This window comes from Gemmatimonadaceae bacterium (genome assembly GCA_019637355.1).
In the GTDB taxonomy this organism is placed as follows: domain Bacteria; phylum Gemmatimonadota; class Gemmatimonadetes; order Gemmatimonadales; family Gemmatimonadaceae; genus Pseudogemmatithrix.
The window spans coordinates 1,473,015-1,487,172 of the sequence record JAHBVT010000001.1; the positions used below are offsets into that span (position 1 = coordinate 1,473,015).

The 14,158-nt window shown below is 67.9% G+C and carries 11 protein-coding genes and 1 tRNA gene; 7 read left to right on the forward strand and 5 right to left on the reverse strand.

The window, feature by feature from the left end; translation table 11 throughout:
* Positions 1-5 precede the first annotated feature (5 nt).
* Genes KF689_06760 through KF689_06780 form a run of 5 tightly spaced genes read left to right on the forward strand, consistent with a single transcriptional unit; the run spans position 6 to position 5,981 of the window.
* A complete protein-coding gene (locus KF689_06760) occupies positions 6-2,366 on the forward strand; it encodes a hypothetical protein (protein ID MBX3133073.1) in 2,361 nt (786 codons plus the stop codon).
* A complete protein-coding gene (locus KF689_06765; GenBank protein ID MBX3133074.1) occupies positions 2,359-3,369 on the forward strand; it encodes a hypothetical protein in 1,011 nt (336 codons plus the stop codon). Before KF689_06760 ends, KF689_06765 begins: the two co-directional genes overlap by 8 nt.
* Complete coding sequence (locus KF689_06770; GenBank protein MBX3133075.1) at positions 3,356-4,438, forward strand: hypothetical protein; 1,083 nt, start codon at positions 3,356-3,358, stop codon at positions 4,436-4,438. The genes KF689_06765 and KF689_06770 overlap by 14 nt, the downstream gene beginning before the upstream one ends.
* Before the next feature lie 5 nt (positions 4,439-4,443).
* Positions 4,444-5,175: a polyprenol monophosphomannose synthase gene (locus tag KF689_06775; protein MBX3133076.1), complete on the forward strand. Its 732-nt coding sequence runs from the start codon at positions 4,444-4,446 to the stop codon at positions 5,173-5,175.
* Positions 5,172-5,981, forward strand: coding sequence for a diaminopimelate epimerase (locus KF689_06780; protein MBX3133077.1), 810 nt, complete (start codon positions 5,172-5,174; stop codon positions 5,979-5,981). The genes KF689_06775 and KF689_06780 overlap by 4 nt, the downstream gene beginning before the upstream one ends.
* A 207-nt stretch (positions 5,982-6,188) precedes the next feature.
* On the opposite strand, the gene KF689_06785 is transcribed toward KF689_06780, so the two are convergent.
* Positions 6,189-6,845, reverse strand: a complete 657-nt coding sequence (locus KF689_06785; GenBank protein MBX3133078.1) for a hypothetical protein — start codon at positions 6,843-6,845, stop codon at positions 6,189-6,191.
* 100 nt (positions 6,846-6,945) lie between these two features.
* Positions 6,946-7,019, reverse strand: a tRNA-Arg gene (locus tag KF689_06790).
* A 100-nt stretch (positions 7,020-7,119) separates the two neighbouring features.
* Between KF689_06790 and KF689_06795 the strand changes: the two genes are divergently transcribed.
* Together KF689_06795 and KF689_06800 are read left to right on the forward strand one after the other, a co-directional pair.
* A complete protein-coding gene (locus KF689_06795) occupies positions 7,120-8,289 on the forward strand; it encodes an efflux RND transporter periplasmic adaptor subunit (GenBank protein MBX3133079.1) in 1,170 nt (389 codons plus the stop codon).
* Positions 8,286-11,462 carry an efflux RND transporter permease subunit gene (locus tag KF689_06800; GenBank protein MBX3133080.1) on the forward strand — a complete coding sequence of 1,059 codons (3,177 nt, stop codon included), beginning with the start codon at positions 8,286-8,288 and terminating at the stop codon, positions 11,460-11,462. Before KF689_06795 ends, KF689_06800 begins: the two co-directional genes overlap by 4 nt.
* Positions 11,463-11,487: 25 nt before the next feature.
* Here KF689_06800 and KF689_06805 read toward each other — a convergent pair whose 3' ends face one another.
* The 3 genes from KF689_06805 to KF689_06815 form a co-directional block, all read right to left on the reverse strand.
* Entirely contained in the window at positions 11,488-12,783 is a 1,296-nt protein-coding gene (locus KF689_06805; GenBank protein MBX3133081.1) for a hypothetical protein, read from the reverse strand.
* Positions 12,784-12,785: 2 nt separating this feature from the next.
* Complete coding sequence (locus tag KF689_06810; protein ID MBX3133082.1) at positions 12,786-13,529, reverse strand: hypothetical protein; 744 nt, start codon at positions 13,527-13,529, stop codon at positions 12,786-12,788.
* 83 nt (positions 13,530-13,612) lie between these two features.
* Positions 13,613-14,143: an adenine phosphoribosyltransferase gene (locus tag KF689_06815; GenBank protein MBX3133083.1), complete on the reverse strand. Its 531-nt coding sequence runs from the start codon at positions 14,141-14,143 to the stop codon at positions 13,613-13,615.
* Positions 14,144-14,158 lie beyond the last annotated feature (15 nt).

Below are 14,158 nucleotides of genomic sequence, written 5' to 3' on the forward strand. Positions count from 1 at the left end.
TTCCTATGGCTGATACTCCTCGGCGGTTTCCGATTCACCCAGGCATCGCCTTTGCGATTGGCTGGGCCCTCCTCCTCGGCCTCCTGTTCGCTCCGCTGTTTTCGGGCGGCGTGATCGTCAATCCGATGAGCGACGGCAAGGACGGCTACGTGACACGCCACTTCGCCGCCGTGGTGATTGCCCAGTGGGGCGAGGTCCCGCGCTGGAATCCATACATCTTCGGCGGGATGCCGTTCTTGGGCGCGATGCACGGCGACCAGGTGTATCCCATTTCGGTCGCCTTGCGTGCGGTCTTTGCGCCGGCGCTCGGCATTGGGCTCGGAATGGTGCTGCACGCCTGGCTCGGGGCGGTCGGCCTCCTCGCCTTCCTGCGGAAGCAATCGCTGAGCTGGAGCGCGGCCGTTGTCGGAGCCACGGCCTATGGAATCAGCGGCCCGCTGCTCTCGCTGTTCTATCCAGGGCACGACGGCAAGATCTACGTCCTTGGGCTCACGCCTTGGGCCCTGTTGGCAATCGCCGAGGCTTGCCGCACCCGCCGGCCGCATTGGTTTGCGCTCTGGGGCCTCTTGGTCGGCCTGATGCTGCTTTCGCCGCATTTCCAGATGACGTATTACTCGTCGCTGCTGATGGGCGCCTTCTTGTTCTTCACACTGTTTACGCAGACAGAACGCCCGGCACGACTGGTGGTCCTGGCAGGTTTCGGCGTGGCCAGTGTCCTCGCCCTGGCGACGGCCGCAGCGCAGTTGATGCCGTTCGCCGAGTATCTGCCGTTTAGTCCGCGCAGTGCAGCCGGTTCCACTTCCACCGGATGGGAGTACGGCACCAGTTGGGCGATGCCGGCCATCGAACTGATCGGAACAATGTGGGGCGGTTTCAACGGTTGGCTGCTCCAAAGCTATTGGGGAACCAACACCTTCAAGCTCCACTCGGACTACCTCGGCCTCTTGGTCGGTGTGCTGGCGTTGACGGCCATCCTGCGCACGCCAGCCGGGGCCGAGCGCAAGCGCCTCTGGTTTTGGGTGGGTTGCGTGATCTTCGGAACGCTCTGGGTGCTCGGCGGCCAGACCCCGTTCTACCGGATTCCGTATCATCTTTTCCCGATGATCAGCAAGACGCGCGCCCCGTCAATGATGTGGGGTCACGTCGCGCTGTGTTTTGGTGTGCTGGCCGGGCTCGGGATGCAACAGTGGCTGTCGATGGCTGGTGACGCGCGCGCGCGCTGGGCCAAGCGACTGGCCATCACCGTGGGGGTCGCGGCCACGGTTCTGCTCGCGGCAACCGATGGACTCATCACGACATTGGCACCGGACTTCCGTACCGATGCCGCATTTCTCGCGGTGCGCGATGCACGCCTCGGCCTGCTGCTCGGTGCTGCGACGGTGCTGACGTTTGCGGCGGTGGCGTGGCGGGCGCCGCGCTGGCTCCCGGGCGCCGCGGTTGTGCTGCTCCTGGCCGATCTCGGCACGCAGGTGCGCCGGTTCATCGTCATTGACGAACGTGGGGCGGAGGTGTTCGCCGCGGATGACGTCGTACAGGCGCTGCGGCGGGACGCTGACGGCACCACCCAGCCGTGGCGCGTGCTGCCGCTGGGGCGTTCGTATATGGACGACTATCTGATGGAGCACCGCGTCCGCTCCGTGCTTGGCTACCACGGGAACGAACTCCACACCTATGACGAAACGCTCGGCGGCAAGAATCGCTGGGTGAATCGCGGGAACCCACAGTCGTGGCGGCTGTTCGGTGTGCGCTATGTGTTCGTCGACGAGGTGCCGCCGCAGCTTCCGCCCGGCTTCACCGTGGTCGGCGAGCGCTTGCGGACGTGGTTAGGCGAGCAGACGGCCGTGTTACGCGTGCCCGAGCCAGGGGAGTGGGCGGTCATCGCGCCGCTGGCCTTCAAGCTCGACGATGAAGAGGCGACGATCGGCACCGTGATGAATCCGCAGTTCGACCCGCGGCGCATCGTGCTCGTGGCTGGCGATGCCGCCTTCGGCGACACCACGCCACCGCAGGCACTGCCGGCGCCGATCAGTCCCGCACCACAGATTGTGGTCGAGGAACGGCAGCCCGGAGTCTATGTGCTGCGGGTCGATACGCTGGCGCAGGACGGCTACCTCGTCGTCAGCGAGAACCACCTGCCGACGTGGACCGCGACGGTCGATGGCGTGGCTGCCCCCGTGGCACGTGCCAACGGCACGTTCCTCGCCGTCCCCGTGAAGGCCGGTAGCAAGGAGATCGTGCTTTCGGTGGAATCGCGCGGCGACCAGCTCGGCCTCAAGGTCTCGCTTGCCGGTCTCGGAGGCCTGGCGCTGCTGGCACTGGCTGGTCTCTTCGTGCGGCGACGCGAAGGCGAGGCGGGACGTGACTGAAGTCCGGGTGGTGCCATTCGAGGCCCGGCACACCGAACCCGTACTCGACCTGATGCGCCGCTGGAGCCCCGAGCATCCGGAGCTGGCCGAGCGGTCGTTGCTTGAGTGGCAGCGCTGCGCCCGCTTCGTGGCGCTGCGCGGCGAGGATGTCGTGGGGCAGATTTGCCAGGTCGCACACGAGTTTCGCTACAACGACGAGCGGCCCAGTGTGCAGGTCGGGTGGGGAATCACCTTGGTGCTCGATATGTCGGACGACGCGACGCGCAAGGCGGCTGGACGGCAGCTACTCGCCGCTTGCGAGAACGCCGACGGTCTCAAGTACGGCGCGGTCGGCGTCGTCCCAATGATCGAGCCGGCGTACCTGCGTCGCGGGCATCGGCTCACCCGCGACTCGTCAGCCTACTTCGCACGATTCTTCCGGCCGGGGAAAGCCCTCGCGTACTGGAAGAAGCCGACGTTCGTGGCACCGGCGGTGCACGTGGGGAACCTGTTCCACCGGCCACAGGGACCAAGCGGCGCGGAGCGGACTGAACGCATCGAGCGCTTTGATCCGGCGTGGGACGCGACGTGGGACCGGCTGCTCCGCGCCCGCTATGAGTTGAGCGGCACGCGGACGGCGGACTATCTCAACTACAAGCTGTCGCAACCGCGCCGGGAGTACCACACGCGCGTCCACCGCGATGCCGAGGGCACGGTGGATGGCTACCTCGTGTGGCGCCGCGCCAAGCACCTCACGCGGGATCTTGATCTCGTGAAGATCTGTGACTTCGTCGGCACCGATGCCGCGCTCGACGCGCTGCTGCCAGAAGCCGTGCGATTCGCACGCGACGAGCAGGCCCGCGGCACTTATGGCATCGTCGCCCTCAGCGCGATGCGTGACGCCCCGGCGCTTAAGCGCGCCGGTCTCTGGGTGCGGCGCCCGTACCCCGTCGTGCTCGCGGGCGGCACCGAAGGCGCGATTCGTGTCTCGTTCTTCGATTCCGACCTCGATGATCTCTGGTGAGCCGCCGGTAGACTGGCGCATCCCGATTGTTATCGGCTGCGACACCGACCCGGATCGCAGCGGTTTCGTTGGCGCGCTGCCGAGCGATCGGCTCGTCTGGCGCGGAATGCTCGAGGGCATTCCGGCCTTGAAAGACGCCGTCCGCAACCTCCGCGACGACGCCGGTTGCGCGCCGCGGTTCACGTGGTTGCTGCGTGCCGACGAACAGGTCCGCGACCTGATGGGGAGCTATTCGTGGTGCCTCGAGGCCCACGGCGCGTTCCTCTCGCAGTTGGTCGCCGACGGCGATGCCCTAGGCTGGCACCCACACTTCTGGCGACTCGACCGTGGGACCAGCCGCTGGTATCAGGAGGTCGAGGACCGCGAGTGGCAGGTCGCGATGCTGCACGCCGCACATCACGCGCTGCAGACGGCGGGCCTCTCGCCCGCAAGCGCCCGGATGGGGTGGACGTACCACACCAGCGAAACATTCAACACGTTGGACGCGCTGGGCGTGCGCCTCGAGTTCTCACCCTTTCCGGGACTGCGCAGCTACCGGAGCCGACCTGCGACTCGCTCCGAGAACCAATTCGACTGGAGCATCACGCCGACGCAGTCGTTCTTCGCCAGCCGCCGCGACCCGCGCAAAGCGGCGGGGGCAGGGGAGCCTGCCTGCCGGATGCTAACGCTGCCCTGTTTCGTGGCGCAGCAGCGCGCCTGGGGGTTCGTCGCCGGCGTACAGATGGCGCGCAAGTCCGCGTCGCCGGGGCCGATCTGGGATGCCATTCGCCGCCCGAGCTACGTCATCAACCTGACGGCGCGCCCGACGCTATTCGCGCCACTGGTGAACCAGTTGCGCGATTCGGTGCACTCGGCGCGTGCCGGGCGTCGACCTGCACCGGCGTTTGCAACATATTTCCATCCCGACGAACTCATTCCGAATCGCAGCACGATGTACGCGCTGCAGCACGTGCGGGAGAACATCGTGGCGCTCGTGGATTGCATTCGCAGCGCCGGCGCATCTCCGGCGTTTGTTACCGCAGACCAGTATGTCAACCTGTGGGGCGCGGAGACGCGATCCACCTCTTGAGCGATATGCCCGAAGCGACGCAGCGGGGACTGGTCATCGTCCCCACATATAATGAAAGCGAGAACATCCGCAGCCTGATCACGGCCGTGCTGGCCGCCGACCCTCGGCTCGAGATGCTCATCGTCGACGACAACTCACCGGACCGCACCGGTGACATCGTCGAGGAGATCCAGCGCGGCGAACCGCGCGTGCACATTCTTCGCCGCCCCGGCAAGATGGGACTCGGAACGGCCTACCGAGACGGTTTCCGCTGGGCCTTGGCTCGCGATTACGAGCTGATCTTCGAGATGGACGCCGACTTCAGCCACAGCCCGGCGCACCTCACGGAGTTTCTCAAGGCGGCCGAAACCGCCGACTTCGTGCTGGGCTCGAGGTACCTCAACGGAAAGGTCACGGTGGTGAACTGGCCCATCAGCCGGTTGCTGCTCAGCTACGGGGCCAACATCTATGCCCGCATCGTGACTGGAATGAAGCTCTGGGACGGCACCGGCGGCTTCAAGTGCTTTCACCGACGCGTGCTCGAGGCCATCGACCTCGGCGACGTGCGCTCCAACGGCTACGCCTTCCAGATCGAGATGTCGTTCCGTGCGATGCGGAAGGGCTTCAAGCCCGTCGAGATTCCGATCGTCTTCACGGACCGGACTGAGGGTGAGAGCAAGATGTCTGGACACATCGTGCGGGAGGCCGTGCTTATGGTGTGGCGCCTCCGCTGGTGGGCGATGACGGGGCGTCTGTGAAGTTCTACAAGATGTCGGGGTCGGGAAACGACTTCGTCTTCATCGACGGCATCGGCCAGCCAGACCAGGCGACGGTGGCGATGGACCCCGACTTCGTCCGCACGGTCTGCGCCGCGCATACGGGTGTGGGCGCGGACGGGCTGGCGGTCTTCCTGCCGGACGCCGAGCTCGAGTTCTCGCTGGCCTACTTCAATAGAGATGGCAGCGTCGGCGAGCTCTGCGGCAATGCGTCGCTGTGCGCCGTTCGGCTGTCGAACGAGCTGGGACTGGCCCGCCAGTCCGGGCTCCGCTTTCGCACCCCGGCCGGGGTCATCAACGGCCGGATCCGCGACGGGCGCCCGGAGGTCGACCTGCAGGCGGTGCAGGGGCTCCGGCCGGACGCCGGCATCCCGCGGCGGAGCGCTGAGCGAGCCCTTGGCTTCGTCGACTCCGGGGTCCCGCACCTCGTGGTGCGGGTGGACTCCCTCCAGGGCATCCCATTGGATTCCCGGGGCCCGGAACTCCGCCACCACGCCTCGCTGCCGGCCGGCGCCAACGTCAACTGGGTGGCCAAGGACCCGGTCGGAGCCTGGGAGATTCGGACGTTTGAGCGTGGGGTGGAAGCCGAGACCTTGGCCTGCGGGACCGGTGCGGTGGCGGCGGCCGTGCTGTTGGAGGCTTGGGGCGAATCAGGGGACTCGACGACCCTCCGTACCAAGTCGGGTCAGCCTTTGCAGGTGCGCCTCAAGGCCGCCGGAGGGGGGACAATCCCGACGCTGGCGGGCGAGGGGCGGATCGTGTTTGAAGGGACACTTCGGGAGCTCTAGGCAGACGCCGTGGGGAAATCTCCTGGTTTTCCCCAGAGCGATTATACATAATACATATTATACGTAGTTACTGGATTGAACAGACAGTCCTCCACGCCGTCCATTTTCCGGGCCACCAAGGCGACAGCGCGCTGCGTGAATCAGGCCACGAAAATGGCGGGGTCAACGATCGTCGACCCCGCCTTTCTGATAATCCAGTTGAACTGACTACGCCTTAGCTCTTGCCTCGCCTAGTCTTAGGCGCGCCTCACCTGCGAACGGTGAGTCCTCTCGGCTGGAAATCTCGGCGTAGATGGCGGCTGCGGCAGCCGCATCGCCTCCAGTCATCAGCGAGCGCGCTGCTTCCATCCGATATCCGTCCTTGTCCGCCGGGAACCGGGCGGCCGCCGCCGCAGCCTGGTAGTCCGCAGCTGCCCCGCTGTAGTCGCCCTTGATGGACTTCCCAGCCGCCTGAAGCGCCAGCAGCCCAGGACGCAGATGCCGCGGGGCCTTCGGCATCACCATCGCAATCACCGCGAGACCAGAGTCGGCCTGCTCGATCTCGTAGTGCCACTGGGCGGAAAGCATAGCCGCCGTGGTCCCGGCGTTCGTCCCCGCGTAGCGCACGATGACCCGGGCCAGCTCCGGCTGGGCAGCGGCGGGGCCGCCCGTGTTGTAGGCGCCCTCAGCGGCCGCCACGGCAGCCGATGCACGCTGCTCCTTGATCTGGGCCGAGCGCTGGGCCATCCAGTAGCCGCCTGCCCCGAGTGCGAGCACGATGGCCGCGATGCCGATGGGACGCTGATAGCGCTGGAGCAGCTCGATTCCGGACTCTTCGTCATCGAGGACAATGGGGGGCCGCGCGGCGTCGCCGGTCTTGGTCATAGCTGGGACTGTTAATGAAGGATGTCAGGTGCCCGAAACGGGCCTGGGCCGGATTGCCGGCGCACGGCCGAAAGTTAATGGACCCTACGCCCACTCTCTATGCCCCCGGGCGGACTCGAACCGCCGACCTGCGGTTTAGGAAACCGTCGCTCTATCCACCTGAGCTACGGGGGCCACTCGCCTACCAACATAATGCCATCGGCGTGAACGATTACAGGGTTCGGGACGTATCTAACGTGCACGCAGGATTCCCCGAATTTCGCACCCTCAGGCGATGCGCCTCCTCACACATACAACCCTCGCCGCGCGCGCCGCGGTCCTCCTCACCTTCGCGGCCCTCGCGGCCTGCGGAACCGACACCGCGTCGTCGGCCACGCCGGGCAGCACCGGCGGCGGACCTGGCGGCCCCGGCGGCAACCGCGGCCCTGGCAACGGCCAGCCGGCCCCCGTCGAGATCACCACCGTCGAGCGCGTGCGGATGTCGCGCACCTCGATGGTCGCCGGGCAGCTCGCGCCGCTGCGCGTCGTGGGCGTCACCTCGCAGGTCGGCGGTGCCCTGCTCCGCGTGCCGGTCGAGGAAGGCTCGCGCGTCAGCCGCGGCGACATCCTCGCCGAGCTCGACTCGCGCGAACTCGATGCGCAGCTGCGTGCCGCGGAGGCGAACCTCACGCTGGCCCGCACCACCGCGCAGCGCTCGGAGCAGCTCCGGCAGAACGGCGTCGTGACCGCGGCCGAGTACGAGCGCGACCAGGCCACGCTGGTGGCCGCCGAAGCCACCGTCGCGCAGCTCGAGACGCGGGTGGGCTTCACCAAGATCCGCGCGCCAATCGACGGCGTAGTGACCCAGCGCTTCGTGCAGGCCGGCGACATCGTCGGCGGGCAGACGCGGATGTTCACCGTGGCTGACGTCGCAACGCTGGTGACGCAACTGCCCGTCTCGGAACTCGAGGTGCCGCGCCTCACGGAAGGCTCCGCCGTCGAGGTCCAAGTCGACGCACTCGGCGGCCGCGCCGTGCCCGGCCGCATCCGCCGCATCTTCCCCGCCGCTGACAGTGTCAGCCGACTCGTGCCGGTGGAGATCGCCATCAGCGGCGCCGAGCGCTTCCAGCTGAAGCCCGGTTACTCCGTGCGCGTCACGCTGCAGCTCGATGAGCGCGACAATGCCCTCGTCATCCCGACGCGGGCCGTGGTCGGTGCCGCCGGCAGCCAGAGCGTCTACGTGATCCGGGACGGCCGCGCCGAGCGCAAGCGCGTGCGCGTGGGCCCCGACGCGGATGGCCGGATGGAGGTCTACGAGGGCCTCGCCGCCGGCGACACCATCATTACAACCGGCAATGCCCTGCTCCGCGACGGCGCGCAGGTCCGCATCGTGCAACCGCTCGCGCCCGAGGCGCCGTCGGCGTCGCGCACCGTTCCTGCCACGAACCCGGGAGCCCGTCCGTGAGCAACCAGAAGCGACGCGGGATCTCCAGCTGGGCCATCTCGCGCCCAGTCGGCACCTTGATGCTCACCAGCACGTTGCTGGTGCTGGGCGTGGTGTACATCGGCCGGCTGCCGGTGGACCTCCTCCCGCGCATCATCTACCCGCAGGTGCGCGTGAACGTCAGCAACCCGGGCGTGGAGCCCGTGGTGCTCGAGGAGACGGTTGCCAAGCCGCTCGAGACCGCCCTCGCGACGGTCGAAGGCCTGCAGCGCCTGCAGACCAACGTCAACGAAGGCAGCGTCTCGGTTGAGCTGAACTTCGCCTACGGCACCAACGTCGACATCGCGCTGCAAAACGCCGCCACCGCCGTCGAACGCGTGCGCTCGCGGCTGCCGATCGAGGCCTCCGCGCCGACGGTCAGCAAGTCCGACCCGTCGCAGATGCAGATCTTCCAAGTCGCGTTCTCCTCGTCCGAGCGCGACCTGGTCTCGCTGCGCCAGTGGATTGACCAGCGCCTGCGGCCGCAACTGCTCGCCGTCGAAGGCGTCGCCTCGGTGGATCTCTCGGGCGGCCTCGTCCGCGAGATCCAGGTCGAGATCAACCCGGAACGCCTGCGCGGCTTCGGGCTCTCGGTCTCCGACGTCCTCGGCTCGCTCTCCGGCGAGAACCAGAACATCGCCGGCGGACGCGTCATCGCGCCCGACCGCGAGATCGTCTCGCGCACCACCGGCCGCTTCACGTCCACCGAGGAGATCAAGGGCGTCCTCCTCACCGGCGCCGGCGGCACGCGCGTGCCCCTGAGCGAGATCGCCACCGTAAGAGACACCTCGGCCGACCAGCGCTTCTGGGCCCGCCTCAACGGCACGCCGGCGGTGCGCATCGGCATCCAGAAGCAGCCCGAGTCCAACACCGTCGAGGTCGTGGACCAGGTACGGGCGCAAATCGCGCGTCTGGAATCCTCGCAGTTCATCCCGCGCGACATCCGCTATCAGGTCACCTTCGACCAGTCCGGCTTCATCCGCGACGCACTGAGCTCGGTGCGGAACTCGGCGCTCATCGGCGCCTTCCTGGCCGCCATCGTCGTGCTGGTGTTCCTGCGCTCGATCCGCAAGACGTTCATCATCGCGGTGTCGATCCCGCTGGCCATTATGGCGACCTTCGTGATGATGGGCGCCGGCGGGCTGACGCTCAACATTATGTCGCTCGGCGGCCTCGCGATGGGCACGGGCCTGTTGCTCGACAACGCCATCGTGATGCTGGAGAACATCTACCGGCGCCGCGAACTCGAGGGGCTCGACCCGGAAGAAGGCGCGCACGTCGGCTCGGCCGAGGTCACCAGCGCCGTCGTCGCCTCCACGACCACGAACCTCGCCTCGGTGGCGCCGTTCCTGCTCATCGTGGGCCTCGCCGCGCTCATCTTCCGCGAACTGATCCTCACGATTTCGTTCGCCATCCTCGCCTCGTTGCCGCTGGCCTTGACGCTGGTGCCGATGCTGGCCGCCCAGTTGGGCAAAGTGAAGTTCAAGAGCGGGCTCGAGAACAACCGCTTCCTGCTCGCCTTCGACCGCTGGTTCAGCCGGATGGGCGGGCGCTACGAGCGCGCGGCCGAGTGGACGGTGCGGCACAAGTTCATCGTGCTGGGCACCGTGGTGCTGGTCGCCGGTGCCCTGTTCGCGCGGGCGCGCTCGATCCCTTCGGAGTTCCTGCCGCAGGTGGACGACGGCTCGGTCGGCGCCTTCGTGCGCCTCGCCCCGGGCTCCACGCCGCAGCAGACGGACCGCATCACCCGCGAAGTCGAAGGCATCGTCGCCAAGATGCCGCACGTGGAGGCGGTGTTCGCCACGGCCGGCGGCTTCCTCTTCGGAGGCTCGTCGTCAGCCAACGCCGGTCGCGGCTCGCTCGACATCCTGCTGGTCCCGGTATCGCAGCGGAATATGTCGGCCGACCAGTGGGTGCGCGCGTTGCAGGACTCGGTCAACGCACGCGGCTTCGCGGGTGCCCGCGTGGGCGTCCGTCCGCCGCGCATTCGCGGCCTGCGCACCTCCTCCAGCGGCGAGGCCGTCTCGGTCGCCGTGCTCGGAGACGACATCCTCACGCTCAACGAGATCGCCCTCGCGGTCGCCCGGCGGGTGCAGGGCATCCCGGGCCTCGAGAACTTCCAGAACCCGCAGGACGAAGGGTCTCCCCTGCTCTCGATCGAGTTGGACCGTGAACGCGCCCGCGCCCGCGGCCTGAACGTGCAGCAGGTGGGCGCCGCCGTGCGCACCGCGCTCGACGGCACCGTCGCCACGCGCTACGCCGAAGGAAACTTCGAGTACGACGTGCGCGTGTTCTTCCCCCGCGGACGCTTCCAAAGCACCACCGACCTGCTCGACATCCCGCTCGTCGCCACGCGCGGCGCGCCGGCCATCCGCCTCGGCGACGTGGCCGATGTGAAGACCGTGCTGGGCCCCAATGGCATCACCCGCGTGAACCAGAGCCGTCAGGTGCAGATCAACGGCGATGTCATCACCGAGATCGCCACCGTCGGTGCCGTCAGCGACTCCATCCGCGCCCGGCTGGCCGAGCTCGAGCTGCCGGACGGCTACGGCCTCATCATCGGCGGCGAGCAGGAGGCCATCGACGAGAGCAACCGCCAGCTAGCCCTCGTCATCGCGCTCGCCATCTTCCTGGTCTTCGTCGTACTGGCGGTGCAGTACGAGAGCTTCATCAATCCCTTCGTCATCCTGGCGTCGGTCCCGCTCGCGATGATGGGCGTGTTCGCCATCCTGCTCATCACCGGGACGCCGTTCAGCGCGCCCGTGACGCTCGGGATGATTATGCTCGCCGGCATCGTGGTGAATAACTCCATCCTCTTGGTGGAGTTCGCCGAGAACTTCGTCGCGGAGCAGCACTCGCGGCTCGAGGCCATCGTCAAGGCCGGTGGGGCGCGCCTGCGCCCTATTATGATGACGACGTTCACGTCGCTGGTCGGCACGCTGCCGCTGGCGCTGGGCCTCGGCGAAGGCGGCGAGCTGATGCGCCCGCTGGCCATCGCGGTGGTGGGCGGCCTGTCGGTATCGACCTTCCTCACGCTGTTCGTGGTGCCCTGCACCTACCTGATCGCGCACGCCATCGGCGACCGCGTGAAGGGGTTGCTCTATGGTGGAGCCGCCGCGACGCCGAGCGGCAGGGTAGCCGAGCAGCGCGGCTAAATCGCGACGCGGGCCGGACACAGAGCTACGGGGTGCGCGGCTTGGCCGTGCGCCCCGTCGTGCTTCCGCCCGATCCACCGCTGCGCACGCTTCCGGAACTGCCGGCCGAGCGCGTCAGCGCACCGCTCGAGCTTGACGGCCTCGGCGAGCTCGCGGTGCGGGTGCTGCCTGAGCTGCCCTGCGAGTAGCCCTCGCCCTTCACCACACGCCCGCCGCTGGCGGGAATGCGGCGGGAGCTGACATCAACCCGCACCGGCACCCCGACAAAACCCGGCCGTACGCCCTGGAACCCTTGGCCGACCCAGAAGCCGGACATCGACCAGCGCGAGTAGAAGCCGAGTGGCGCACACTGGCGGAGCCAGTAGTTGCCGGACATTCCCAGCATCGGAAATCCCAAGGTCCCCCACGGCCCCCACGCGCCCATCGGGAAGTCGTACATCCAGTCCATCATCCACAAGGACGAGCGCAAGCGATCGCACATCGCCAAGGTGCTCATCCCGCTGCCTGCAGCCGACGGCATCGGTTCCACACGCGCCGTCGTGATGACATCGCGCTCGAGTGCGACGCGGAATGCCTGTGGGTTGCCGAGAATGACCGCCATATCGATCACGCGGCCTGGGACGCGCGCGGCGGCCAGCCGCTGCAGGTCGCTGCGCGTCGTACGGAACCCCTCCACGTCCCGACTCGACTCGACCATCCACGCCTCCGCCGCGTACGCATCGACAGCCGCCGCGACGTCGACGATGGCGGCGGTGGACAGCGGCTTCGCCGCGGACACCCTTGCACCGTCAACGCGTCGCAACACGCCATCGAGCGTTGCCCGCACGCCGTCAGGCATCAGCAGCCACGGGAGCGCGCGCAAGCGCTGCACCCGGAGACTGCGCTGATCCCCCACGCGCAACGTGGACACGAGCACGAGGTCGCCGGTCGGGGCGATCGAAACAATCCCCGAACTGCCCTGCGGCGGCACGTCGGCGCAACTGGCCTCTCCTCTGGTGTAGACGCGCGCGCCATCGTTGCTGAAGCGCGCCGACTCCCAGCCTCCGCAGGTTTCGGCGTCGATCTCCACGCGGCGACCGCTGGCATCGAGGCGCGCGCGCTCCAGCACCGTCTCGCCGCGCACGAACAGGCGCTCCGCAATGGCCGGCTGCCCCGCGACGGGCACGAAGCAGGTCAGCGGTCCACTCCCGGCATCGCTGCTCGCGCTCCAGCAGCCAAGGAACGCGGCCCAGGGCAGCGGCTCACCCGTCGCCTGTGCGTCCAGCGGGTCGCCTCCGACGAACAGGCCGGACGATGCGAGTATGAGCAGTGCGCGCCTCATCTCTACTCCTTGCTGAAGCGAAGGGTCAGGCCGAGCGTGGTGCTGAAGCCGGAGAGGTCGAGCCGGTCGAATCCTTCGAACGATGGCCGCCCTGAGGCGCCGGAATGCAGATATCGCACCTCGCCCGTCAGCACGAAATTGGGGCTGAGGGTCCAGCCGGCTCCGGCGCTGGCCTGCAGAAACGACGACCGCCCCTTGGCCGTGAACCGGTCCGTGAACACATCCGATGTCTCGCTGTCCACCCAATCGCCGGCCTGCACGAACTGGTAGCTCATTGTCCCCGCCCCGGCTCCCACCCACGGGACAAATGACGCGGGAATCCACGCGATGGTCCCGATACGCTGGCCGCGCGGCACGAGCGAGTAACGCAGCGACGCGCTGAGCGGGCGCCGCTCGAAGCGCGTCTCCTGCTCGATCGGCAGATCGTCCTGATCGACCCAGTCTCGGAACTCGCTGCGGCTCGTGCGGCCGTTGACGGCCCAGCCCAGCACGAGGTCGGTGCGCGGAGACAGCCGGAACGCGATGTCAACACCACGGTCAAAGGCCGCGAAGTCCCGCCGCGCGAGTGTCAACTCGTCGAAGGTGAAGCCCCAGATGTCTCCCGAGGCACCGGGGAGCGAGACGCCGCCGTAGACCGTCAACGTGACGGGCGGCTCGCTCAGCAAGTAACCCTGCGCGCGCCCACCCTGCGCCGGAAGCAGCGCCGGAGCCAACAGACCCAACAGCAACGGGACGGCAACGCGCACAGGGACTCCGCGTGGGGGTTGCTACACCCCAATGTACCCCAGGGGCCGCTCCGCCGTTCCCCGAGATCAGGCTCGCGTCCGACTCAGGAGAAGCTGACCAGCGTCTCCACGTGCACCCCCGCCAGCGCCTTGCGCCACGGCAGAAAGGCGAGGTCGATCACCACGCCGATGCCCGCCACGCCTGCACCGAGCCGATGCGCCAGTCGCCGCGTGGCCGCGGCCGTGCCACCGGTCGCGAGCACATCGTCGATGATCAGCACGAGCGAGTCGGCATCGATGGCGTCCGTGTGCACCTCCACCGCGTCCTCGCCGTACTCGAGCGCATAGTGCTCGGTGACGTGCGCGTGCGGCAGCTTGCCGGGCTTGCGCACCGGCACCAGCGCCGCCCCGAGGTGTTGCGCCACCGGCGCGCCGAACAGGAACCCGCGCGATTCAACCGCCAGCACGTGCGTGATGCCCTTTCCTCGCCACGGGGCCGCCAGGGCCGCCGTCACATCGGCGAACAGCACGGCGTCGTGCAACACCGGCGTGATGTCCTTGAAGACGATGCCCGGCTTCGGGAAATCCGGGACGTCACGGATAGCGGACTTGAGTCGGCTGGACAGGTCGGACATCGCTGGGAGGGCTGG

Coding starts and splice junctions, on each gene's coding strand:
- KF689_06760 (MBX3133073.1), top strand. CDS start 6: ATGGCTGATACTCCTCGGCGGTTTCCGATTCACCCAGGCATCGCCTTT.
- KF689_06805 (MBX3133081.1), bottom strand. CDS start 12,783: ATGAGGCGCGCACTGCTCATACTCGCATCGTCCGGCCTGTTCGTCGGA.
- KF689_06775 (MBX3133076.1), top strand. CDS start 4,444: ATGCCCGAAGCGACGCAGCGGGGACTGGTCATCGTCCCCACATATAAT.
- KF689_06795 (MBX3133079.1), top strand. CDS start 7,120: ATGCGCCTCCTCACACATACAACCCTCGCCGCGCGCGCCGCGGTCCTC.
- KF689_06815 (MBX3133083.1), bottom strand. CDS start 14,143: ATGTCCGACCTGTCCAGCCGACTCAAGTCCGCTATCCGTGACGTCCCG.
- KF689_06785 (MBX3133078.1), bottom strand. CDS start 6,845: ATGACCAAGACCGGCGACGCCGCGCGGCCCCCCATTGTCCTCGATGAC.
- KF689_06770 (MBX3133075.1), top strand. CDS start 3,356: ATGATCTCTGGTGAGCCGCCGGTAGACTGGCGCATCCCGATTGTTATC.